The following is a 20,301-nucleotide window of genomic DNA, read 5'->3' as shown; positions in this document are numbered from 1 at the left end:
GGTTGGCGGCGCTCAGCAGGAGCCGCCGACCCAGCAGCGCAGCGAGGGCACGAACAGGCCCACGACGAAAGTGATGGCGCAGAAGACCAGCAGGATCAGCGCCGCCATGCGCAGCCCCTCGGCGCCCCAGCGCGGCGCGAAGTTGCTGACAAGGCCCGAGGCGAAACTGCCTTCGAGCCGTTCGGCACCGCCCCAGCGCAGCACCCAGAGGCAGAAGAGCGCTTCGGCGGCATGCACCGCGATCCACAAGGCCAGCGACATTTCGCGTGATCTCCTTCTTCAGGACTCGCTCTTGCCCTGCACATCCGCCACCACGCGCGCATTGCGCTGGAAGCTCCAGTAGGCACCGGCCCAGTCCATCATCACGACGATGCGGTTGCGAAAGCCGATCAGGAAATACGCGTGCGCGAACAGCCAGAACAGCCACGCAAGCCGGCCACTGAAGCGCAGCGGGCCGAAGGGCGTACCCAGGTCGACCACCGCCGAATTGCGGCCGATGGTCGCGAGGTTGCCGTAGTCCGCATAGCGGAAGGGCACCGTGGGCTGGCCCGCGATACGGCGCAGGATGTTGGCGGCCGCCGCGCGCCCCATCTGCTTGGCGCCGGGCGATACGCCGGGCACGGGCTTGGGCGGCTTGCCGGGCGCATGGCTCATGGCGGCGGCGAGGTCGCCGACCACGCTGATTTCGGGATGGCCCGCCAGGCTCAGGTCGGGCTCGACCTTGATGCGGCCCGCGCGGTCGCATTCGACGCCGGTGGCCGTGCCCAGCATGCGGCCCAGCGGCGAGGCTGCAACACCCGCCGCCCACACCACGCAGCTGCTATCGATTCGGTAGCTGGCGACCGGTGCACCGTCTGCGCCACCGCCGGTCTGCACTTCGAGCCCGGTGGCATCGATGGACGTCACGCGCGCGTTGAGCCGCACTTCGACGCCCAGTTTCTCCAGCTGTTCGAGCGCCTTCTGGCTCAGCGATTCGGGCATGGCCTGCAGCACGCGCGGGCCGCCTTCGACCAGCAGCACCTGCGCGCTGGCGGGGTCGATGTGGCGGAACTCGCCCGACAGCGTGTGCTTGGCGATCTCGGCCAGCGTGCCGGCCATCTCGACGCCCGTGGGGCCGGCACCGATCACCACGAAGGTGAGCAGGGCGCGGCGGCGCTCCAGGTCGGCCGCGACCTCGGCGCTCTCGAACGACAGCAGCACGCGACGGCGGATCTCGAAGGCATCGGCCAGCGTCTTCAGGCCCGGGGCCATGGGCGCCCATTCGTCGTGCCCGAAATAGCTGTGCGTGGCACCGGCCGCGACGATCAGGTGGTCGTACGGCACGCGGTCCCCATTGGCCAGTTGCACCGATCGCGTGGCCGGATCGATGCCGCCCACCTCGCCCAGCAGCGTCGTGATGTTCGGCTGCTTGCGGAACAGCGCGCGCACCGGCGCCGCGATCGACGGCGCGGCGAGCCCGGCGGTTGCCACCTGGTACAGCAGCGGCTGGAACAGGTGGTGGTTGGTCTTGTCGATCACCGTCACGTCCACGTCGGCGCTCTGCAGCTTGCGTGCCGCTTCGAGTCCGCCGAATCCGCAGCCGACGATGACGACTTTGGGCCTGCCCGAGGGGTTGGTCGTTTGCATCGCACGGATGATACGCAGCCGCCTGCAAGGCCTCGAATCTTGTGCCACAGTGGCTGCCCTTTGCCGAAGTGCCGGCGGCAGGGCTGCGGCGTTTTGTCCTACGCGCCGCCGCAGCCCGGATGGGCTAAAACTTGCGGCTGACCCGACTGGAGACCCCATGACGCTTTCCCGGCCGATCACACAGGCGGCGAGCACACTGCGCGACAGGTTTCGCGATGTGCGCGCCACGAGCCTGGCGCTTGCCGCTCCGCTTTCCGCCGAAGACCAGTGCATCCAGTCGATGCCCGATGCGAGCCCGACCAAGTGGCACCTCGCGCACACCACGTGGTTCTTCGAGACCGTGCTGCTGCAGCCGCATTCCAGCGGCTACCAGCCCTTCGACGCGCGTTTTCATTACCTCTTCAACTCGTATTACGAGGCACTCGGGCCGCGGCATCCGAGGCCGCAGCGCGGTCTGCTGACGCGGCCTTCGGTAGACGAGGTGCATGCCTACCGCCGGCACGTTGACGAGGCCGTGGTCGCGCTGCTCGAAGAGGGCGGGCTCGACTGGGCTACCGTCGAGCCCATCGTCACGCTCGGGCTGAACCACGAGCAGCAGCACCAGGAACTGCTGCTCACCGACATCCTGCACGCGCTGTCGTGCAACCCGCTGCTGCCGGCCTACAAGCCCGCGAGCGGGCCCGCGCTGCGGCTGGCTGCCGTGCCGCCCGCCGTGCGCTGGATCGAGCAAGCCGGCGGCGTACTCGAAGTGGGGTTCGCGGGGCAGGGCTTTTCCTTCGACAACGAGACCCCGCGCCACAAGGCCCTGCTGCAGCCCTATGCGATTGCCGACCGGCTGGTGAACTGCGGCGACTACGCGCAGTTCATCGCGGACGGCGGCTATCAACGGGCCGAGCTCTGGCTGTCCGATGGCTGGGCCGCCGTGCAGGCGAACGGTTGGAGGCATCCGGCGTACTGGCTCGAGCCGGACGATCCACGCCTTGGGCTTGGCGCGCAGCAGCAGGGCAACGCAGGCTGGCAAGTGTTCGGCCTGCACGGCGTGCGGCCGATGGAGGCCGATGCACCCGTATCGCAGCTCAGTTTCTATGAAGCCGCCGCGTACGCCGAATGGGCCGGCGCTCGGCTGCCGACCGAATTCGAATGGGAAGCCACGTTCGACGCACCCGGCATCTCGCAGATGACCGGGCACGTCTGGCAGTGGACGCGTTCGTCGTACGACCCGTATCCCGGCTTCCGTCCGATGCCCGGTATCGCGGCCGAATACAACGGCAAGTTCATGGTGGGGCAGCTGGTGCTGCGAGGCGGCAGCGTGGCCACGCCGGCAGGGCACACGCGGCCCAGCTATCGCAACTTCTTTCCGCCGGCGGCGCGCTGGCAGTTCTCGGGGCTGCGGCTCGCGAAAGACCTTTGATCATGCGCAATCCAACTTCTTCCTCGTCGCTGTCGTTCGCGCCTGCTGCGAAGCCGCGTGTTTCTTCTTCTTCCACGGCCGCGACGCCGTTGTCTGAGTTCGGGCGGGAGATGCAGGCAGGACTTGCGCGCTCGCCACGCAGCATCTCGCCGAAGTTTTTTTATGACGCAGCAGGCTCACAGCTGTTCGACCGCATCTGCGAGCTGCCGGAGTACTACCCGACGCGCACCGAGCTGCGCATTCTTGGCGAATGCGCCGGGGAGATCGCCGAACAGATCGGACCGAATGCGGAGATCGTGGAGTTCGGGGCGGGGTCGCTCACGAAGGTGCGGCTGCTGCTCGATGCGCTGCAGGCGCCGAAGCGCTATCTGCCCATCGATATCTCAGGGGAGCACCTGGAGGCTGCGGCCGAGCGGCTGAAGGCGGACTATCCGAAGCTGGTGGTGCAGCCCATTGCTGCGGACTACACGATGCCTCTGGTGTTGCCTGCGCCTATGGCTGGTTCGGGGCGGCGAGTCGGATTTTTTCCGGGGTCGACTATTGGGAACTTCGAGCCTGAGGAGGCGCTGGCCTTTTTGCAGCTGGCTGCTCGGATGTTGCGTGGAGGTGGGCTGCTGATTGGGGTGGATCTGGTGAAGGATCCGGGGCGGTTGCATGCGGCCTACAACGATGCGCAAGGGGTTACGGGGGAGTTCAATCTCAATCTGCTGCGTCGGGCGAATGCCGAGCTGGATGCGGACTTCGATGTCGATGGGTTTGCGCATGCGGCGTTCTACAACGCGCCTCGGCAGCGGATCGAGATGCATCTTGTTAGCCGGCGGGCTCAGAGCGTTTCGTTGAATGGGGAGCGGTTTGGGTTTGAGGAGGGCGAGACTATTCATACCGAGTACTCGCATAAGTTCACTGTTGAAGGGCTTCGGGCTTTGGCTGCTCGGGCTGGGTTTCGGCCTGGTGCGGTTTGGACGGATCCTGAGAAGCTCTTTAGCGTTCACTGGTTGGCTGCCTAGTTTTTGTTCCGGGGCCGGGACTCGCCCCGGCGGGCGACCTACTTTTCTTTGCTTCGCCAAAGAAAAGTAGGCAAAAGAAAGGCGACCCTGCTGTCTGCGACCCTTCGCTTCGCTACGGGCAACCTGCGGTGCTCGCGTTTCGCGGGGTCTCGCCCAAACTCGCTTCGCTCAGACAAGGGCGAGCCCTGATCCGCGAAACGCTGCGCTCCTCGGCGCAGCCAGAGGGGGTGGAGACAACTCGGGCCTTTGCTTCGCTCGGCTTGGTATCGGCTGTTCAGAGGCCGAGCGCAGCGAAGGCCTGTTGGGCTCCCCCATCCCTTCTGGCTGCGCCGAGGAGCGCAGACGTAGACGGGATCAGGGCCGCAGCTGTTTGAGCGAAGCGAGTTCTGCGGACCCCCGTCTACGTCGAGCACCGCAGGTTGCCCGTAGCGAAGCGAAGGGACGCAGACAGCAGGGTCGCCTTTTCTTTGCTTACTTTCTTTTGGCGAAGCAAAAGAAAGTGAGTCGGCCGCCGGGCCGAGACCCGGCCCCGGAAAACAAACAAAGCAATAGTGCCCATATCGCCCCGAAGAAAGCGGGCAAGCCAAGCAACGGCACAATACCCAAGCCCCGTGCGGCAGCGCAACGGCCAGCGCCCGCAACCCTCCCCCTGGAGACCAAGACCATGAAAGCAACCTGGAACGGCGTCACCATCGCCGAAAGCGACGACACCGTGCTCGTCGAAGGCAACCACTATTTCCCGATGAGTTCGCTCAATCGCGACGCAGTCACCTTCAGCAACCACAAGACCACCTGCCCCTGGAAGGGCACCGCAAGCTACTACTCGCTGCTGGTCAACGGCGAACTCAACACCGACGCCGCCTGGTACTACGCCGACCCGAAGCCCGAAGCCGAAGAGATCCGCGACCGCGTCGCGTTCTGGAAGGACGTGAAGGTCAGCGCGCAGTGACCACGGCCGCTTTCACTCCCCCGTTCATCGCCCCCGCCGAGCTGCCTGCCGCATTGCGCGATCAAGGCTATGCGGTGCTCAGCCCGCAGGGCGTCGGCGAATGGCTTGGCGTTCCGCTCGCGCAGCTGAATGCGCTGCACGCGGACTGGAACGATCTCCCGCCCGACGAATACCTGAAGGACGGCGGCCGCTACCGCACGCGGCGCCATGCCTGCTTCACCGTCGAAGCCGACGACCATGCCACGCTGGCGCAGGTGCCGCATCGCGCGCACTGGCAGCCGGTCGAATACAACGCCTTGCACGGGGGCATGCAGCGCTGGTTCGCGCCTATGCTCGAGGCCACCGTGGCGCAACCCGTGTGGCAGCGGCTGCTGCAGCAGCTCGGCAAGGCCAGCAGCGACATGCGTGGTGCGCCGCAGCGCTGGTACGTGGAAGCGCACCAGTTCCGCATCGACACCGCCGGAGGCATCGGCCGCCCGACGCCCGAGGGCGCGCACCGCGATGGTGTGGATCTCGTGGCCGTGGCACTGGTCGGCCGGCACGGCATCAAGGGCGGCGAGACGCGTGTGTTCGAAGCCAACGGCCGCCGCGGCGAGCGCTTCACCATGACCGAGCCTTGGACCCTGCTGGTGCTCGACGATGCGCGCGTGATCCACGAATCGACGCCGATCCAGCCGCTGGAAGAGGGCGGCGAAGGCTGGCGCGACACGCTCGTGATCACCTGCCGCGCCAAGGGTTTCCAGGGGGACTGAAGCCGCGCGGCGGTGCAGTGCGCCGTCGCTGGCACGAGTCCTACAGTCCGTCCGCGGAACAGCGGTTAAATTCGGGGCCCGGCTCCATGTGGGCCGTGTCTGTCTGCGAACGAAAGCGAGGTCCCGCCATGTTCAATCACATCCTGGTTCCGATCGACGGCTCCGAAACTTCCATGCTCGCCGTCAGCAAGGCCAGCGGCCTCGCGCTGGCTTTCGGTAGCCGTATCACGCTCATTCACGTGATCGACAACTACCCCTTCATCGGCGTGGGCGCGGACTATGCGCTCGGCCAGAACGAATATCTCGCAGCAGCCACGGCCAGCGCCAACGCGGCGCTCGCACGCGGCGTGGCTGCCCTGGCGGCCGAAGGCCTGCACAGCGACCAGCGCGTGATCGACGGCCACGTGGTGCACGAAGGCATTGTCGACACGGCCATCGCCATCGCGGCCGACCTGATCGTGATGGGCTCGCACGGCCGCAGCGGCATCGAGAAACTGCTGCTAGGCAGCGTGACGCAGCGCGTGCTGCAGGACGCCAACATGCCGGTGCTGGTCGTCAAGGGAGGCTGACTGATTGGTCAGGAAACGACGGCGAAATCGGGCGGCCGTTTGAAGTAAAGCTCCTGCTGCGTCACTGGGTGCACGAACCCCAGCTCGCTCGCATGCAACAGCAGCCGTGGCGCGCGTGCCTGCAAGGCGGCATCGCCGTACAGCGCATCGCCAAGAATCGGGTTCCCGATCGACAGCAGGTGCACGCGCAGCTGATGCGAACGGCCCGTCAGCGGCTCCAGCAGCACATGGGTCGCGGCAGGCTCGCCGGGCAGCAATGAAATCGCCTTCCATCGCGTGACGCTGGGCTTACCGGCCGGGTCGGTCTTCTGCAGCGGCCTGCGCGGCCAGTCGGCCATCAGCGGTGCATCGATCAGCGACCAGTCTTCCAGCAGCGGCATCGCGCCATCGACGATGGCTTCGTAGCGCTTGTGTATTCGGCGCTCGGCAAAGGCCGCGCTCAGCGCACGCTGCATTTCGATGCCGCGTGCCATGACCACCAGCCCGCTCGTGGCCATGTCGAGCCGGTGCACGATCAGCGCGTCGGGCCACTGCCGCATGGCGCGTGCGCTCAGGCAGTCCTGCTTGTCCTCGCCACGGCCGGGCACGCAGAGCAGGCCGGCGGGCTTGTCGAGCACCAGCAGGTGCGGGTCTTCGTGAACGGGTTGCAGGAGCGGCGGCGCGGTCGTCATGGATGCCGCAGAGTGTAGATAGCGCGATGGCGGCCTGCTCCCGCGTTCCCGGCCCCTCATGCCCCGCTCATCCGGCCTCGGCTATCCTTGAGCGGATGTCCGGCCCCGCCCCAGCCTCCGTTTCCTCTTCTCCCCCCAGCTTTTCCGACCTGACGCGCGAACGCCCGTTCATGCAGATGTGGACGGCGCGCCTGTTCGGCACCGCCGCCTCGCAGATGTTGCTGGTGGCCATCGGCTGGCACATGTACGAGCTCACCAGCAGCGCCTGGGACCTGGGCCTCGTCGGCCTCTACCAGTTCGTGCCCGCGCTGCTGCTGGCGCTGCTGGCCGGCCACGTCGTCGACCGCCACCACCGGGGCCGCATCGTGGCGGCCTGTTTCGCGGTACAGGGGCTGGTGGCGCTCGTGCTGCTGCTGGCGGTGCTGGAAAAGCATGATTCGCGCGGCCTGCTGCTGGGCCTGTCCCTGGTGCTGGGCGCCGTGCGGGCTTTCCAGATGCCGGCGCAGCAGGCGCTGACGCCGCTGCTGGTGCCGCCCACCATGCTGTCGCGCGCGATGGCCTTCAGCTCGGCGGGCATGCAGGGGGCGATCATCGGCGGGCCGGCCCTCGGCGGGCTGCTGTTCGTGGCGGGCATGGCGGTGGTCTACGGCGCCAGCGTGGCCTTCTTTGTCGTCGCCTGCGCGCTGGTGCTGCGGCTTCGCTACGCCTACACGCCGGCCGCGCGCGAGCCGGTGACGCTGGCCACCGTGTTCGCGGGCGTCGATTTCATCTGGAAGCGCAAGCCCGTGCTCGGCGCAGTCTCGCTCGATCTGTTCGCGGTGCTGCTGGGCGGCGCGGTGGCGCTGCTGCCGATTTACGCCAAGGACATCCTGCACACCGGGCCCTGGGGGCTCGGCCTGCTGCGCGGCGCGCCGGCGGTGGGGGCGCTGGTGATGTCGATCCTGCTCACGCGCCGGCCGGTCGAGCGCCGCGTGGGGCGCACGCTGCTGCTGGCCATCGGGCTCTTCGGGCTGTGCATGGTGGTGTTCGGCATTTCGAAGAGCTTTGTCGTCTCGCTGATCGCGCTGGCGGTCTCGGGCGGCGCCGACATGGTCAACGTGGTGATCCGCCAGACGCTGGTGCAGCTCGAAACGCCCGATGCCATGCGCGGGCGGGTGAGTGCGGTCAATTCGATCTTCATCGGTGCGAGCAACCAGCTCGGCGAGTTCGAGTCGGGCGCCACGGCGGCGCTGCTGGGGCCGGTCGGCTCGGTGGTGGTGGGCGGCGTGGGGACGATGCTGGTTGCGCTGACCTGGTTCAGGCTTTTCCCGTCGCTGGCCCAGCGGGACCGGCTGGTGGTGGCGGCACCTTCGGTCAGGCCGCTGGTCAAGTCCTAGTCTGCGAACAGGGCGCGCGCGCCGGGCGCGTCGAGCGTGATGTCACCCAGCGCCTGCGCCACGCAGGGCAGGATCCAGCCCTCGGCTTTTTCCTCGGCGCTCAGGCCGGGCCATTCGATGATGTGGCGGGTTTCGCCGGACAGCCGCTGGCAGATGCAGGTGCGGCAGGTGCCGTTGCGGCACGAGCTCGGCAGTTCGATGCCGGCGGCCTCGGCGGCTTTCAGGAGCGTGGTGCCGGCATCGGTCTCGAAGTCGAGGCCCGAGGGCTCGAGTCGGACCTTCATGGCTGCGGCGGCTGGCTTTGCTGCTGTTCGCGGCGTTGCTCGCGCAGCATGAAGAGGTAAAGGCTCTCGACCTTCTCGCGCGCCCACGGCGTCTTGCGCAGGAACTTGAGGCTCGAGCTCACGCTCGGGTCGAGCGTGAAGCAACGGATGGGAACGAGCTCGCTCAGGTGCTCCCACCCGTAGTAGTCGACCAGCGCGGTGACGATGGCCTCCAGCGTGACCCCATGCAGCGGGTTGCGCGGCTGGGCCTTCGCGGCCGCGGGGGCCGCTGGGGCAGGCGCTGGAGCGTCGTTCGTCACTTGTTCTTGAGCTTGCCGCGGGGAATGACCGCCGTCGTGATCGTACGAACGGGCTCGATGCCGCCAGTGCCCACAGGCTTGGGCGGCGAGGTGTCCTTCTTCGGTTTCTTCGCTTCCTTGGTGCTGCGTTGCTGACTCTTGGCCATGTCGATTTCTCCTGTTGTTACGACGGATGCGGCAAGCAGTTTAGCGGTGCGGCGACAATACGCGGTTCCATTGATTTCCCCGCATTCATGTCAGATTACGAAGTTCGCCCCGCCACCCTGCGCGACGCCAAGGCCGTCGCCGAAATCCATTCCCTCGCCGCCAAGGCCGCCTACGAAGGCATCCTTCCCGAGGAAGAGCTGCGCGCCCTGGCCCCGGCCACCCGCGAAGCCAAGTGGCGCGAAGCCATCGAATACAGCGAGCCGCAGGTGCGCGTGGCCGTGCTGGGCAGCGAAATCGTCGGCTTCGTCGGCTTCGACCGTTCGCGCGACCCCAAGACCCCGCCCACCACCGGCGAAATCTGGGCCATCTACGTCAAGCCCGAGCACTGGGACAAGGGCGTGGGCGTGGCCCTCTGGGACGCCGCGCGCGAAGGCCTGGAAGAAGAGGGCTGCACCACGGTCACCATCTGGGTGCCGATCCGCAACGACCGCGCCATGCGCTTCCACGAACTCGCGGGTTTCAAGCGCGAGATGAAGACCGCCAAGACCACGGCCTTCGGCACCGTGCGCGTCGAGGAAATCCGCCTGAAGCGCGACGTTTCCTGACATGGACTCCGGCAGCACCGCCCTCGGCCACGCTGCGCGCGTGCGCGCGCACCAGCGCCGCACGACCGCCGTGCAGTGGATCCGCCGCACCCACGGCTGGTTCGGCCTTTGGGGCGCGGTGCTGGGGCTGCTGTTCGGTTTCAGCGGTATCTGGCTCAACCACCGCGACGTGCTGAAGCTGCCGCAGGCCCAGGAGCGCACGCGCGCCCAGCTGGTACTGCCCGACCCTGCGCCGGAAACGCCCGAGGCCATGAGCCAGTGGCTGCAGGGTGCGCTGCGCATGAGCGGCCCGCCCAACTCCCGCCGCATCGAGCCCGCCAAGCCCGTCGCCTGGGCCGACAAGAGCGACAAGAGCGACCCCGTGCTTACGCAGCCCGCGCGCTGGGTGTTCAACTTCGGCGGCCCCAACGAGATCGTGCAGGTCGAGTACTGGCAGGGCAACCGCTCGGTCGGCGTCACCACCACGCACAACGGCTTTGTCGCCACGCTCACCAGCATGCACAAGGGTGGCGGCATGCCACTGCCGTGGATCCTGCTGGTCGACACGCTGGCCGGCAGCCTGATCTTCCTGTCGATGTCGGGCATGGCGCTGTGGATGCTCACGCACCGCCGCCGCCGCGTGGGGCTGGCGCTGTTCGGCGCGTCGCTCGCCGCGGTGCTGGCCATTGCGCTCAGCGCTCTGTGATTCGTACGGTTATTGCAAGGGCGGTTGGCGGCAGCGGATAAGCTCGCCGCTTCTTTTTCAGCCCGAATCCTGCCCATGGCCACCAGCCTGCTCCTGCTGCTCGACGACATCGCGACCGTTCTCGACGACGTGTCGATCCTCACCAAAGTGGCCGCCAAGAAGACGGCCGGCGTGCTGGGCGACGACCTTGCCCTCAATGCGCAGCAGGTGTCCGGCGTCAAGGCCGATCGCGAGATCCCGGTGGTGTGGGCCGTGTGCAAGGGCTCGTTCGTCAACAAGGCCATCCTCGTGCCAGCGGCGCTGGCCATCGGCACCTGGCTGCCCTGGCTGGTGACGCCGCTGCTGATGGTCGGCGGCGCTTTTCTCTGCTTCGAAGGCGCCGAGAAACTCGCGCACAAGTTCCTGCACAAGAAAGAGCACGACGCCGACACCGAGCGCCACGAGAAGGCCGTGGCCGACGAATCGGTCGACGTGGTTGCCATGGAGAAGGACAAGATCAAGGGCGCCGTGCGCACCGACTTCATCCTCTCGGCCGAAATCATTGCCATCACGCTGGGCACCGTGCAGGGCCAGCCTTTCACGACGCAGCTGAGCGTGCTGGTCGGCATCGCGCTGATCATGACCATCGGCGTGTACGGCCTCGTGGCCGGCATCGTGAAGCTCGACGACGCGGGCCTCTACCTGAGCCAGCGCGCCAGCGCAGGCGCGCGGGCCCTGGGCCGCGGCATTCTGGCCACGGCGCCGTGGCTCATGAAGGCGCTGTCGGTGGCCGGCACGGCCGCGATGTTCCTCGTGGGCGGCGGCATCCTGGTGCACGGCGTGCCGGCGCTGGGGCATGCGGTCGAGGGCTGGGCCGCGGCTACGGGCGGTGTGTTCGGTACGTTGGGCTCGATGGGCGTGAATGCCGGCGTGGGCATCGTGGCCGGCGCCATCGTGCTGGTCGTGGTGGAGCTGGTCGGAAAGTTGCGCGGCAAGAAGGCCTGAGCTTGTTGCTGAAACCCGCCGCAAGGCGGGTTTTTTTATTGGCGCGTCTTGCCGCGCTTCACCAGCTCGACCACGATCAGCGCCACGCCCAGCACCAGCGCGAACCAGCCGACCAGATAGGCACCGGCGACCATCTCGAACCAGCGCGTGCCCTGTAGAAAGCGCGGCCCCAGCAGAACGGCGGCCCCGATCACGAGGCAGAGGATGCCGCGTTCGAGCGTGCGGAGAGGGCGGGATGGTCGTGTCATGGGAGCGGGAGTGTACCGGGCGGAGCGTCAATAGCTGACGTTCAGGCTGACCCCCGAATAGGCGATGTACCCGTAGATTGCGATGTAGAAGTCGCCAGGTGGAGGGTTGCTGATGTTCGCCACTTCGTTGCTGCCATTGACGTAGGGACGAATGTCCCAGGCAGTTGCGCTCGGCAGGCCGCCAAAGCGGATGTACATGTCACCGTCGCCGCCGGCCGGTCCAGCCATGCTGACGTTCATTTGAGTGGTGCCGGCGGGCACCGTGACCTTGAAGTACTTCCAGCTTCCTGCGGCGCCGGTCAGGCCTTGTGCCGGTTGGCCGCTATTGAGAGTGGTGATCGCGGGCTGCGTATCGATCCTGTACGAACGGATCTTCACATCGAAGCCGGACACGGGGTCGTAGGCATTCCAGGCGACGGTGAAGTTGCCGGCGAGATCGCTCGCGATATTGGCATAGCGACCGGCGACGCCTGGCAGATCGACCTGGAACTCGCTGCCGATGGGCGCACCATCGCTGGCGAATTGCTGCGCCACGACGAGAGGCCATGTCCCGGGCGTCGGGTTGTCGATGTTCCAGGCGGCGAAGAAGCTGCCGTTTTCCATCATGCTCACGTTCAGCAGGGAGAAGACCGAAGACGCAGTTTTCGTGATCCGAATCGGTGATCCGATTGCCGCTCCCGCCGAGTTGAACCGTTGAACGTACGCATTCTGGAGGTTGTTGGTCTCGTACGAATTCCATGCAATCAGGAAGTTGCCAAGCGGGCTGACGGCAAGCGATGCGCCGTCCTGGGTGGAAGGCGCCGTGACCACTGGTGTTGCTCCGATGAGCGGAACCCCGGCGCTGTTGAAGCGCTGCATCCATACATCGCCGGCGGTCGTGGGGTTGTTGATCGTCCAGGCAACAGTGATGTTTCCTGACGCGTCGGAGGCGATGCTGTTGGCAACCACGACGGCTGTAGACGGAGGGGTAATCTGGATCTCGTTGCCCAGCGCCACTCCGGCGACGGTGAACCGCCTCAGCGCAAGCGAGCGGTTGCCACCGGAATAGACAGAGTAGAAGGCCGAGAGATTGCCATCCGTATCAAGGCTGACGCAGCCACCTTCAGCGCCTGGATTTGGGCGGAACGCATTCGTCCTGATGTTCCCGTTTCGGTCGTAGAGAGTGATCGCCGCAAGGCTGCCGATGATCGCGAAATTTCCAATGCGATCTGTCGAGATGCAGTTCCCGTTGGCGACTGGAAATTTGATGGGAGAAAGCACACCCGAGGAGTTGATCCGCTGAACATAAGTCATGTTCGTGGGCGAGTCCCGCCACATGACCAGCTTTTCCCCATTTCCTCCTGCGGTTAGCGCGAATTGGCCCGAGAGTTCCTGCGTGCCCGCTGTATTGGTGTTGACCACGATCGGATTGCCGAGAGGCCCCGCGTGACCGGAAACCGCAATGCCAAAAAGTAAAAGGCTGCCGAACGCTGTCAAAAGACGCTTCAATGAATCAAGCAACATGAATTCCCTCTTCCTCAGTTTCGTTTTTAGTCTTCGATTGACGGCTCGAAGAAAAGCCGATTCATCTGTGCGGGGCAGTCCCTACCTCTTCAGTGCGTCATGGCGCCTCGCATGGCAGCCGGATGCCCTTGCAGCGGGAGCGACTTGCCCGTCGGCACCAGCGTATCGCCATCGAGCCGCAGGATCGTGACATCCTGGTCGATGAAGTTGCCCACGTACAGGTACTTGCCATCAGCGCTCCACACCGCGCCTTCAGGCAGGCCGCGCACCACCACCTCGTTGGCGCGCGTGACCTTCTTGCCGTCGATCTTCAGCAGCACCACCGAGCCGTTGCGGTTGTAGAAGTAGGCGCTCTTCGAAGAATTGCTGCCGCGCAGGATCACCGCCACAGCATGCTTGCCGGTCGGGCTCACCGCCAGGCCCTCGGGGCCGTCGCCGACCACCACCTTGTCGACCACGCGTGGCGGTGCGGCTTCGAGATCGATCACGCTCACGGTGTCGACCTGGCCGTCGGACGCGCCCGAGTTGCCGTTGTCGGCCGTGAGCGCGAGCTTGCCGTCGGGCGTCACGTCGACGTTGTAGGGCCACAGGCCCGCCGCGAGGTCGACCTTGTTGTAGCTGACCTTCTCGCCGTTCACATCGAGCAGCGCGATCTTGTGGCTCGGAAACTTGGCCGCCAATGCGCGCTTGCCGTCGGGCGTGAAGCGCACGTGCGCCACCGAATCGCCCATGGCCACGGTATCGATCAGCGTCACTTTCTTGCCAGCGATGCGCAGCACGCTCACCGAGTTGTCGGCGCGGTTGGCCACCAGTGCGAGGTCGCCCGTGCGGTTGATCGACAGGCCCGAGGGCTGCTTGCCGACCTGCAGGGTGTCGAGCAGCTTGGGCGGCGTGGTCGTCAGGTCGATCACGAAGAGGCGGTTGTCGGGCACCTGCTTGCGTGCGCCGTTCTCCTCGACCACGTTGAGCGAGTTGGCGACCAGCGCCAGCGTTTCGCCGGGCGTGATCGCGAGGTTGGTCGGCGGGCCGGCGATGGTGTTGTCCAGCTGCAGCGTGCCGACGACCTTGGGCGCCAGCGGGTCGGTGCCGATGTCGAGCACCTGCACGGTGTCGCGCCCCATCGGGCCGAGGCTCACGACGCCGGCGTCGTTCCACGACTGCTTCTCGTCGTTGGCGACCAGCATCAGCTGGCGCTGCGGCACGGTGGGGGTCAGGTTCGTGCAGCCGGGGAGAGCGGCAAGGGCTGCCAGGGCCAGGGCCGCGAGTGCGGCGGGGCGGAACTGCATGGTGTGTGTCTCCGGTGTAGTTGTGTGCGCGCATGGTAGCGGCAGCTTCGTCGCCAGGCCCCGTGCCCCGGCACAATCGATCGACCCAACCCCTGAAACCCCGCCATGACCATCGAGATACCGAAGGAAGCGCGCCAGCAGGCCATCACGTCCATCGAGCGCTATTTCCGCGAGAACATGGAAGAGCCGATCGGCAACATCGCGGCGGGGGCGCTGCTCGGCTTCTTCCTCGAAGAGGTGGGCCCGCTGGTCTACAACAAGGCCGTGGCCGAGGTGCAGGAGCGCCTGCAGTCGCGCATTTCGGAGGTCGATCTCGAGGTGCACGAGGACGAATTCCAGTACTGGCGCAAGTTCGACAAGCAGAAGAAGGGCAAGTAGGTGTGGCGCGGGCGCACCGCGGCAATTTCAAAAGTGCTTCAAAACGTTGCAGAATTCGAAGCCATGCACCTTCCACGCACGCCCCTCCGCCCCTCGCTTTCTCCCGTCCTGCGCATCCTGGCTGCCTTGCCATTGGTCGTTGCCGCATCGATGGCCACCGCGCAGCAGGACCCGTCCGGCTTCCCGCTGGATTCGGTCGGCTACCTGAACGAGGAACTGCCCCGCATGGAAGCCGCCATCGCCGCCAAGGACCGCAGCTTCTTCCATGGCGCGATGATCCGCACGGTGCAGTTCTCCGAACGCTGGGGCTTCAAGGTCAAGGCCAACCCCGATCTGGCGGCCTACCCGATGTGCACGTCGGCGGTCATGGACTACGTGGTCGTCGGCATGTGCAAGCTCACGCCGTCTGACGAGTGCGAGCCCGGACTGGCCTCGCGTTTCGACACCAACGTGCAGCGCTGCCGCGAAGTGGCCGCAAAAAAATAGACGGCAGACAAGCCACAGAAAGAGACACCCGCCATGGACTACGCCCGCTACCAGACCCTCGCCATCGCGCGCCGTGGTGCGAATGGCGCGGTGCTCGACATCCAGATGCGGGCGGCCAACGGCAAGCTGCCCACGGCGGGCCATGACGGCCACCGCGAACTCGCCGAGATCTGGCGCGACGTGTCCGCCGACGACACGGTGCGCTGCGCCGTGCTGCGGGGCGAAGGCCAGGGCTTCTCGGGCGGCGGCGACCTCGCGATGGTGCAGGACATGACCACCGACGACGCGGTGCGCCAGCGCGTGTGGCGCGAGGCGCGCGACCTCGTCTACAACATCATCAACTGCGACAAGCCCATCGTCAGCGCCATGCACGGCCCGGCCGTGGGCGCGGGGCTGGTGGCGGGGCTGCTGGCCGACATCTCCATTGCCACGAAGAACGCGAAGATCGTCGACGGCCATACGCGACTGGGCGTGGCTGCGGGCGACCACGCGGCCATTGTCTGGCCGCTGTTGTGCGGCATGGCCAAGGCCAAGTACCACCTGCTGCTGTGCGAGCCGGTGAGCGGCGAGGAGGCCGAGCGCATCGGCCTCGTGTCGCTCGCGGTGGAAGAGGCCGACCTGCTGCCGCGTGCCTACGAAGTGGCCGACCGGCTCGCGGCCGGCAGCCAGAGCGCCATTCGCCTCACCAAGTACGCGCTGAACAACTGGCTGCGCCAGGCCGGCCCGACCTTCGACGCCTCGCTGGCGCTCGAATTCATGGGCTTTGCAGGCGCCGACGTGCGCGAGGGCATTGCTTCGCTGCGCGAACGGCGCGCGCCGAACTTCAGCTGATCGATCAGGCCTTGCGAAGGCCCTGCAGCGTCTGCAGCAGCACGACGCGGGTCTGCCCGAGGATCATTCCCTTCCACTCCTCGTTGTCGCAGTAGAACGCGTCGCGCAGTTCTGCGCGGATCTCGCGCTTCTGCGCTTCCGGTGCATCGGGGTGGCGGCGCAGCCAGGTGTCGGCGCGCAGGCGGGTCAGTACTTCGAGGTCGGGCAGGGTACCGAACTCCAGGCCCATCGGCGCGATCTTCGCGTTCGGGCATTCGTCGTACGCGGTCGAGATCACCGGGCCCGACACGTCGGCCGAGGCCGAGTCGCCGGCAAAGGGCGCGAACACGTCCGCGCCCCACCAGGCGTGGGCCATCGCAAGGTCTTCGGGCGTATTGCGGCCCGGGTAGATCTTCTCGCCATGGCCGTAGGGGCCGAGACCGGTGTGCACGTCGATCCAGCCGATGTGGGTGGCCGATGCAGCGTACTTGCGCAGGATCTTGCGGATGGTTCCGTTGCTCCACGAGGGTGCGGTGCCGCCGTAGAACAGGCCGTCGGGCGAGGTGTACTGGCCCTTGGTCACCGCCGCGCGGAAGGCGGTCATGCCGTGCTGCTGGACGTAGGCGGCCACGGCCGCTTCGTCGGCGGGTGTCGGTGGCCAGGTCGCGGGCAGCACCAGCGATTCGACATCCGCGTACTCGGCGTTCACCGGCAGGGGCGCATTGAAGTCGATGTGGTTGCGGTTCAGGTCGATGTTGTCTTCGTTCGTGCGGTGCAGGTGCGAAAAGCCGTGCGGGTTGACCGCATGCACCAGCAGCAGCGCGACGCCGGCCTTCTCCAGCCGCGAAAGCAGGTCGGCATCGTTGAGCGTGGCGATCTGCGTGCCCGAGCCGCAGAAGCCTTCAGGGCCGTGCGTGCCCGAGGTCACGAGCAGCAGCTTGTTCGCGTCGATCGCGCCGATCAACGCCACGTCGGTGGCGAGCTCTTCGCCGAGCGCGCCGCGGTGCGCTTCGAGCACGAACGACTCGACAGCCGCGCCGCGCTGCGCTGCGGCCTCGAGAAACTTGGCGCGGGCTTCGACGTACGTGCCCGAGAAATAACGCGTGGCGGCGGAGCGTTGTGTTGTTGGCATGAGGTGGGGACTCCTGTGCGTGGAATGGTGAAGAAAGTCGTCAGGCCGTTGCGTGGGCGCCCGCGGCATCGATGTCGCGGCCCGTATGGTCGCGCAGCCAGAGCAGGCCGAGCAGCGAAACCACCGTCATCGCCACAAGGTACCAGGCAGGCGCGAGCTTGCTGCCCGTGGCGTTGAGCAGCCAGGTGCTGATGAAGGGCGCGAAGCCGCCGAACAGCGCCACGCCCACGCTGTACACCAGCGACATGCCGCTGGCGCGCACCGCCTTCGGAAACATCTCCGGCAGCATCGTGATGCCGGGCACCGTCTGCACCACCAGGCCGAAGCTGAACACGCCGAGCACGACGAACAGCACCGTCGGCGTGGGCGAGGCGTTGAGCCACAGGAAGCCCGGGTAGATCAGGATCGCCAGCGCGATGCGGCTCCAGACGATGAGCGGCTTGCGGCCCACCACGTCCGACAGCTTGCCGACGAAGGGCGCGAAGGCGAACGAGATCAGCCCGGTGAGCGCGGCGCCGAACAGCGCCACCGACGGCGTGAAGCCGAGCTCGCGCACGGCGTACGTCGGCATGTAGAACGTGACGACATAGGCAGCCGTGGTGCCGCCCACCAGCGAAAGAATCGCTGCCAGCACCGTCTTGCCGTGCTGCGTGCAGACGATCTTCAGGCTGCTCTCGCGCGGCGCGGCGGCCTCTTCCGGCGAGATGTGCAGCGACTCTTCGAGATGGCGGCGGATGTACATGCCCACCGGCGCGATCAGCATGCCGATGATGAAGGGCACGCGCCAGCCCCAGCTCTGCATCGATTCCGTCGACAGCGTGAAGGTCAGCAGGCCCACCACGACAGCGCCGAGCATCACGCCCAGGCCCTGGCTCGCGAACTGCCAGCTCGCCATGTAGCCGCGGTTGGACGGCGTGGCGTGCTCGACCAGCAGCGTGGTCGATGCACCCACTTCGCCGCCGGCCGAGAAGCCCTGGATGAGCCGCGCCAGCACGATGACGACGGGCGCCGCCACGCCGATGGCCGCGTACGTGGGCGTGAAGGCGATCAGCGCGCAGCCCAGCGCCATCAGGAAAATGGTGAGCGTCATGGCCTTCTTGCGGCCTGCGCGGTCGGCGTACGCGCCGATCACGATGCCGCCCAGCGGCCGCATGATGAAGCCCACGCCGAAGCTGGCCACCGTCAGCAGCAGCTGGCCGTACGAATTGAAGGTCGGGAAGAACAGCTTGCCGATCACCAATGCCAGAAAGCCGTAGACGGTGAAGTCGAAGAACTCCAGCCCGTTGCCGATGGTGGTGGCCACGATGGTCTGGCGCCTGCGTGCGGGGCGAGCGAGGGACGAGGACGGCGCGGGCTGCTTGCTTGGGTTGCTCATGGCTCTCCAGTGTTGGCTTTGCTTTTCGAGGATGTCGGTCGAAGGTATCTACGCACTGACCGCGCCGGATGCTAGAGACTCGCTGCTGTCATGAAAAGACAATAATTGGGCGTTAAAGATAACTTTTGGTTGTCATGAAACCCAATCAGTTGCACGCCTTCGTGGCGGTGGTCGAGCAGATGAGCATCCGCGCCGCGGCCCGCGTGCTGGGCATTTCCCAGCCGGCCGTGACGAAGATCGTGCGCGAACTGGAGCGCGAAGTCGGGGCGCCGCTGGTGGAGCGCAGCGTCAAGGGCGTGCGGCTCACCGAGTTCGGCAAGGCCTTTGCGCCACGCGCCCGGCTGCTGCTGGCCGACATGCAGCGCGCACGCGACGAGATCGCGCAGATCCGCGACGGGCTCACGGGCAAGGTCTCGCTGGCCGTCAGCACTTCGTTCGCGCTCACGGTGCTGCCGGCTGCATTCAAGGACTTTCACGCGCGTCTGCCGGCGGTCGACGTGCAGTTCAGCGAAACGGTGCTGCCCTGGATGCTGGGGCGCCTGCGCGAGGGCTCGCTCGACTTTGCGGTGGCGCATGTGGTGCCGGGCCGGCTCGATCCGCAGTTCGAGGCGATGGAGCTCTTTCCGGTGAGGCTGGTGGTGGGGCTGCGCGAGCGTCATCCGCTGCGCGCGAGTCGCTCGATCCGCGAGCTCTACAAGGCCGAGTGGATTCTTCCGGGCGACGACCATTTCAGCGGCCGCGAGGCCGTGTCGCCGCTGCTGCCACTGGGCCTGCCGCCGCCGGCGCGGGTGATCCAGGGGCAATCGGTCACGGTGGCGCTGGCGCTGGTCGGGCAGATGGATCTGGTCGGCCTGTTCGTGGAGCCGCTGGCAACGCTGACCTTCAAGCGCCACGGCATCCGGCGAGTGGAGATCGAGGAAGAGCTGCCCATGCTGAGCGTCAGCGTCATCAAGCGCCGTGGGCAACTGCTGACGCCGGCCGCGCAGCATTTCGTCGAATGCATCCAGCGGGCCTCGGCGGTGGCGATGGGCGGCTAGCTAAATCGGCGGAAAGCTGACGCCGGCGTCGCCGGTCTTCCAGGGCGCGTACTTGCGCATGGCACGCTCGAACAGGTCCGAGGCGGTCCAGCCGGACAGCCACGCTTGCAGGCGGGGCCAGGGCTGTGCATCGAACCACGCGGGCTCGACCATTGCGAACTGGCGCACGAAGGGCATGACGGCGGCATCGGCCAGCGTGGCGTGCGCGCCAGTCAGGTGGGGCGAAGTCGACAGCCTGGCTTCGAGGTCGCGCAGGAACTGGGCGCCGCGCTCGCGCGCGGGTTCGCCGTCATCCGCATGCCGGTCGGGGTACTTGTAGCGGTCGAGCTGAGGCTTGAAGTCGTCGTCGCAGATGGCGACCAGTGCGAGCATGTCCTGCAGCGTGCCGGTGTCGGGCTGCAGCCAGCGCAGCGGGTCGTTGCGGTGCAGGGCCCACAGCATCACGTCGAGGCTCTGCTCCAGCACCGTGCCGTCTTCAGTCAACAGCACAGGCACCGTGCCCTTGGGCGAAGTCGCGAGCATCTCGGCCGGCTTGTTCTTCAGCACCACCTCGCGCAGCTCGCAGCGCTGGCCGCTCGCAATCAGCGCGAGCCGGGCTCGCATCGCATAGGGGCAACGGCGGAATGAATAGAGAACGGGGAGGGCGGTGGCGGGCATTCGTGTGTGCGGGCGAAGCGGTCG

25 protein-coding genes are annotated in these 20,301 nt (G+C 66.7%); 13 read left to right on the top strand and 12 right to left on the bottom strand.

All coding sequences use genetic code 11. The annotated features are described in order from the left end of the window. Nucleotides 1–12: 12 nt before the first annotated feature. Complete coding sequence (locus BMW87_RS22690) at nucleotides 13–261, bottom strand: hypothetical protein (protein WP_093078767.1); 249 nt, start codon at nucleotides 259–261, stop codon at nucleotides 13–15. Nucleotides 262–279: 18 nt separating this feature from the next. Continuing rightward, the gene (locus BMW87_RS22685) at nucleotides 280–1,626 is read right to left on the bottom strand and encodes an NAD(P)/FAD-dependent oxidoreductase (protein WP_093058314.1); all 1,347 of its coding nucleotides are present in this window, start codon (nucleotides 1,624–1,626) and stop codon (nucleotides 280–282) included. A 157-nt stretch (nucleotides 1,627–1,783) separates the two neighbouring features. Between BMW87_RS22685 and egtB the strand changes: the two genes are divergently transcribed. From egtB to BMW87_RS22655, 5 genes are all read left to right on the top strand, one after another. Beyond that, complete coding sequence (gene egtB, locus BMW87_RS22680) at nucleotides 1,784–3,037, top strand: ergothioneine biosynthesis protein EgtB (RefSeq protein ID WP_093078765.1); 1,254 nt, start codon at nucleotides 1,784–1,786, stop codon at nucleotides 3,035–3,037. Between the two features lie 2 nt (nucleotides 3,038–3,039). Further along, nucleotides 3,040–4,044, top strand: coding sequence for an L-histidine N(alpha)-methyltransferase (egtD, locus tag BMW87_RS22675; RefSeq protein ID WP_093078764.1), 1,005 nt, complete (start codon nucleotides 3,040–3,042; stop codon nucleotides 4,042–4,044). Between the two features lie 664 nt (nucleotides 4,045–4,708). Then, nucleotides 4,709–4,993 (top strand): DUF427 domain-containing protein, encoded by a 285-nt coding sequence (locus BMW87_RS22665; RefSeq protein ID WP_093059105.1) that lies wholly within the window; start codon nucleotides 4,709–4,711, stop codon nucleotides 4,991–4,993. Beyond that, complete coding sequence (locus BMW87_RS22660) at nucleotides 4,990–5,745, top strand: 2OG-Fe dioxygenase family protein (protein ID WP_093059106.1); 756 nt, start codon at nucleotides 4,990–4,992, stop codon at nucleotides 5,743–5,745. Before BMW87_RS22665 ends, BMW87_RS22660 begins: the two co-directional genes overlap by 4 nt. A 128-nt stretch (nucleotides 5,746–5,873) precedes the next feature. Then, complete coding sequence (locus BMW87_RS22655) at nucleotides 5,874–6,314, top strand: universal stress protein (RefSeq protein WP_007833935.1); 441 nt, start codon at nucleotides 5,874–5,876, stop codon at nucleotides 6,312–6,314. An 8-nt stretch (nucleotides 6,315–6,322) separates the two neighbouring features. Here the strand turns inward: BMW87_RS22655 and BMW87_RS22650 are convergent, their stop codons facing one another. After that, complete coding sequence (locus BMW87_RS22650; protein ID WP_093078762.1) at nucleotides 6,323–6,985, bottom strand: RluA family pseudouridine synthase; 663 nt, start codon at nucleotides 6,983–6,985, stop codon at nucleotides 6,323–6,325. A 95-nt stretch (nucleotides 6,986–7,080) separates the two neighbouring features. Here BMW87_RS22650 and BMW87_RS22645 point away from each other — a divergent pair, with 95 nt between their 5' ends. Then, nucleotides 7,081–8,361, top strand: coding sequence for an MFS transporter (locus tag BMW87_RS22645; protein WP_256216870.1), 1,281 nt, complete (start codon nucleotides 7,081–7,083; stop codon nucleotides 8,359–8,361). On the opposite strand, the gene BMW87_RS22640 is transcribed toward BMW87_RS22645, so the two are convergent. Genes BMW87_RS22640 through BMW87_RS35145 form a run of 3 tightly spaced genes read right to left on the bottom strand, consistent with a single transcriptional unit; the run spans nucleotide 8,358 to nucleotide 9,090 of the window. Beyond that, nucleotides 8,358–8,645: a 2Fe-2S iron-sulfur cluster-binding protein gene (locus BMW87_RS22640; protein ID WP_093059109.1), complete on the bottom strand. Its 288-nt coding sequence runs from the start codon at nucleotides 8,643–8,645 to the stop codon at nucleotides 8,358–8,360. The genes BMW87_RS22645 and BMW87_RS22640 overlap by 4 nt on opposite strands. Then, complete coding sequence (locus BMW87_RS22635) at nucleotides 8,642–8,944, bottom strand: VF530 family protein (RefSeq protein ID WP_093078761.1); 303 nt, start codon at nucleotides 8,942–8,944, stop codon at nucleotides 8,642–8,644. Before BMW87_RS22635 ends, BMW87_RS22640 begins: the two co-directional genes overlap by 4 nt. Beyond that, on the bottom strand, nucleotides 8,941–9,090 hold the full coding sequence (locus BMW87_RS35145; RefSeq protein WP_013542593.1) for a hypothetical protein: 150 nt from the start codon (nucleotides 9,088–9,090) through the stop codon (nucleotides 8,941–8,943). Before BMW87_RS35145 ends, BMW87_RS22635 begins: the two co-directional genes overlap by 4 nt. Before the next feature lie 87 nt (nucleotides 9,091–9,177). Between BMW87_RS35145 and BMW87_RS22630 the strand changes: the two genes are divergently transcribed. From BMW87_RS22630 to BMW87_RS22620, 3 genes are all read left to right on the top strand, one after another. After that, nucleotides 9,178–9,696 carry a GNAT family N-acetyltransferase gene (locus tag BMW87_RS22630; RefSeq protein WP_093059111.1) on the top strand — a complete coding sequence of 173 codons (519 nt, stop codon included), beginning with the start codon at nucleotides 9,178–9,180 and terminating at the stop codon, nucleotides 9,694–9,696. A gap of 1 nt (nucleotide 9,697) precedes the next feature. Then, on the top strand, nucleotides 9,698–10,381 hold the full coding sequence (locus BMW87_RS22625; RefSeq protein WP_093078759.1) for a PepSY-associated TM helix domain-containing protein: 684 nt from the start codon (nucleotides 9,698–9,700) through the stop codon (nucleotides 10,379–10,381). A 75-nt stretch (nucleotides 10,382–10,456) separates the two neighbouring features. After that, complete coding sequence (locus tag BMW87_RS22620) at nucleotides 10,457–11,365, top strand: DUF808 domain-containing protein (RefSeq protein ID WP_093078757.1); 909 nt, start codon at nucleotides 10,457–10,459, stop codon at nucleotides 11,363–11,365. Between the two features lie 35 nt (nucleotides 11,366–11,400). Here BMW87_RS22620 and BMW87_RS22615 read toward each other — a convergent pair whose 3' ends face one another. The 3 genes from BMW87_RS22615 to BMW87_RS22605 form a co-directional block, all read right to left on the bottom strand. Then, complete coding sequence (locus BMW87_RS22615) at nucleotides 11,401–11,613, bottom strand: hypothetical protein (protein ID WP_093059114.1); 213 nt, start codon at nucleotides 11,611–11,613, stop codon at nucleotides 11,401–11,403. Between the two features lie 27 nt (nucleotides 11,614–11,640). After that, nucleotides 11,641–13,116: a PPC domain-containing protein gene (locus BMW87_RS22610; RefSeq protein ID WP_093059115.1), complete on the bottom strand. Its 1,476-nt coding sequence runs from the start codon at nucleotides 13,114–13,116 to the stop codon at nucleotides 11,641–11,643. 89 nt (nucleotides 13,117–13,205) lie between these two features. Next, the gene (locus BMW87_RS22605) at nucleotides 13,206–14,402 is read right to left on the bottom strand and encodes a YncE family protein (RefSeq protein WP_093078756.1); all 1,197 of its coding nucleotides are present in this window, start codon (nucleotides 14,400–14,402) and stop codon (nucleotides 13,206–13,208) included. Between the two features lie 105 nt (nucleotides 14,403–14,507). Here BMW87_RS22605 and BMW87_RS22600 point away from each other — a divergent pair, with 105 nt between their 5' ends. The 3 genes from BMW87_RS22600 to BMW87_RS22590 all read left to right on the top strand — a co-directional run bounded on the left by BMW87_RS22600 (nucleotide 14,508) and on the right by BMW87_RS22590 (nucleotide 16,097). Further along, nucleotides 14,508–14,780, top strand: coding sequence for a DUF2164 domain-containing protein (locus BMW87_RS22600; RefSeq protein WP_093059117.1), 273 nt, complete (start codon nucleotides 14,508–14,510; stop codon nucleotides 14,778–14,780). Nucleotides 14,781–14,843: 63 nt separating this feature from the next. After that, a complete protein-coding gene (locus BMW87_RS22595) occupies nucleotides 14,844–15,266 on the top strand; it encodes a hypothetical protein (protein ID WP_093078907.1) in 423 nt (140 codons plus the stop codon). A gap of 33 nt (nucleotides 15,267–15,299) precedes the next feature. Beyond that, the gene (locus BMW87_RS22590) at nucleotides 15,300–16,097 is read left to right on the top strand and encodes an enoyl-CoA hydratase/isomerase family protein (protein ID WP_093078754.1); all 798 of its coding nucleotides are present in this window, start codon (nucleotides 15,300–15,302) and stop codon (nucleotides 16,095–16,097) included. Nucleotides 16,098–16,101: 4 nt separating this feature from the next. Here BMW87_RS22590 and BMW87_RS22585 read toward each other — a convergent pair whose 3' ends face one another. Both BMW87_RS22585 and BMW87_RS22580 read right to left on the bottom strand, forming a co-directional pair. Further along, nucleotides 16,102–17,208 carry a M14 family metallopeptidase gene (locus BMW87_RS22585; RefSeq protein ID WP_093078753.1) on the bottom strand — a complete coding sequence of 369 codons (1,107 nt, stop codon included), beginning with the start codon at nucleotides 17,206–17,208 and terminating at the stop codon, nucleotides 16,102–16,104. A 40-nt stretch (nucleotides 17,209–17,248) separates the two neighbouring features. Beyond that, a complete protein-coding gene (locus tag BMW87_RS22580) occupies nucleotides 17,249–18,583 on the bottom strand; it encodes an MFS transporter (RefSeq protein WP_093078751.1) in 1,335 nt (444 codons plus the stop codon). A gap of 134 nt (nucleotides 18,584–18,717) precedes the next feature. Here BMW87_RS22580 and BMW87_RS22575 point away from each other — a divergent pair, with 134 nt between their 5' ends. Then, nucleotides 18,718–19,620 carry a LysR family transcriptional regulator gene (locus BMW87_RS22575; protein WP_093059122.1) on the top strand — a complete coding sequence of 301 codons (903 nt, stop codon included), beginning with the start codon at nucleotides 18,718–18,720 and terminating at the stop codon, nucleotides 19,618–19,620. Here BMW87_RS22575 and BMW87_RS22570 read toward each other — a convergent pair whose 3' ends face one another. Further along, nucleotides 19,621–20,277 carry a glutathione S-transferase gene (locus BMW87_RS22570; RefSeq protein ID WP_093078750.1) on the bottom strand — a complete coding sequence of 219 codons (657 nt, stop codon included), beginning with the start codon at nucleotides 20,275–20,277 and terminating at the stop codon, nucleotides 19,621–19,623. Nucleotides 20,278–20,301: the final 24 nt, after the last annotated feature.

The organism is Variovorax sp. OV084 (assembly GCF_900111625.1).
Taxonomy (GTDB): Bacteria; Pseudomonadota; Gammaproteobacteria; order Burkholderiales; family Burkholderiaceae_C; genus Variovorax.
Note: the sequence above shows the minus strand (reverse complement) of the source record. Positions and strands in the feature narration are given on the sequence as shown.

Bases quoted from the DNA above. Each gene is read 5' to 3' on its own strand.
- BMW87_RS22690 (WP_093078767.1), bottom strand. From the start codon at position 261: ATGTCGCTGGCCTTGTGGATCGCGGTGCATGCCGCCGAAGCGCTCTTC.
- BMW87_RS22685 (WP_093058314.1), bottom strand. From the start codon at position 1,626: ATGCAAACGACCAACCCCTCGGGCAGGCCCAAAGTCGTCATCGTCGGC.
- egtB (WP_093078765.1), top strand. From the start codon at position 1,784: ATGACGCTTTCCCGGCCGATCACACAGGCGGCGAGCACACTGCGCGAC.
- egtD (WP_093078764.1), top strand. From the start codon at position 3,040: ATGCGCAATCCAACTTCTTCCTCGTCGCTGTCGTTCGCGCCTGCTGCG.
- BMW87_RS22665 (WP_093059105.1), top strand. From the start codon at position 4,709: ATGAAAGCAACCTGGAACGGCGTCACCATCGCCGAAAGCGACGACACC.
- BMW87_RS22655 (WP_007833935.1), top strand. From the start codon at position 5,874: ATGTTCAATCACATCCTGGTTCCGATCGACGGCTCCGAAACTTCCATG.
- BMW87_RS22650 (WP_093078762.1), bottom strand. From the start codon at position 6,985: ATGACGACCGCGCCGCCGCTCCTGCAACCCGTTCACGAAGACCCGCAC.
- BMW87_RS22645 (WP_256216870.1), top strand. From the start codon at position 7,081: ATGTCCGGCCCCGCCCCAGCCTCCGTTTCCTCTTCTCCCCCCAGCTTT.
- BMW87_RS22640 (WP_093059109.1), bottom strand. From the start codon at position 8,645: ATGAAGGTCCGACTCGAGCCCTCGGGCCTCGACTTCGAGACCGATGCC.
- BMW87_RS35145 (WP_013542593.1), bottom strand. From the start codon at position 9,090: ATGGCCAAGAGTCAGCAACGCAGCACCAAGGAAGCGAAGAAACCGAAG.
- BMW87_RS22630 (WP_093059111.1), top strand. From the start codon at position 9,178: ATGTCAGATTACGAAGTTCGCCCCGCCACCCTGCGCGACGCCAAGGCC.
- BMW87_RS22625 (WP_093078759.1), top strand. From the start codon at position 9,698: ATGGACTCCGGCAGCACCGCCCTCGGCCACGCTGCGCGCGTGCGCGCG.
- BMW87_RS22620 (WP_093078757.1), top strand. From the start codon at position 10,457: ATGGCCACCAGCCTGCTCCTGCTGCTCGACGACATCGCGACCGTTCTC.
- BMW87_RS22615 (WP_093059114.1), bottom strand. From the start codon at position 11,613: ATGACACGACCATCCCGCCCTCTCCGCACGCTCGAACGCGGCATCCTC.
- BMW87_RS22610 (WP_093059115.1), bottom strand. From the start codon at position 13,116: ATGTTGCTTGATTCATTGAAGCGTCTTTTGACAGCGTTCGGCAGCCTT.
- BMW87_RS22605 (WP_093078756.1), bottom strand. From the start codon at position 14,402: ATGCAGTTCCGCCCCGCCGCACTCGCGGCCCTGGCCCTGGCAGCCCTT.
- BMW87_RS22600 (WP_093059117.1), top strand. From the start codon at position 14,508: ATGACCATCGAGATACCGAAGGAAGCGCGCCAGCAGGCCATCACGTCC.
- BMW87_RS22595 (WP_093078907.1), top strand. From the start codon at position 14,844: ATGCACCTTCCACGCACGCCCCTCCGCCCCTCGCTTTCTCCCGTCCTG.
- BMW87_RS22590 (WP_093078754.1), top strand. From the start codon at position 15,300: ATGGACTACGCCCGCTACCAGACCCTCGCCATCGCGCGCCGTGGTGCG.
- BMW87_RS22585 (WP_093078753.1), bottom strand. From the start codon at position 17,208: ATGCCAACAACACAACGCTCCGCCGCCACGCGTTATTTCTCGGGCACG.
- BMW87_RS22580 (WP_093078751.1), bottom strand. From the start codon at position 18,583: ATGAGCAACCCAAGCAAGCAGCCCGCGCCGTCCTCGTCCCTCGCTCGC.
- BMW87_RS22575 (WP_093059122.1), top strand. From the start codon at position 18,718: ATGAAACCCAATCAGTTGCACGCCTTCGTGGCGGTGGTCGAGCAGATG.
- BMW87_RS22570 (WP_093078750.1), bottom strand. From the start codon at position 20,277: ATGCCCGCCACCGCCCTCCCCGTTCTCTATTCATTCCGCCGTTGCCCC.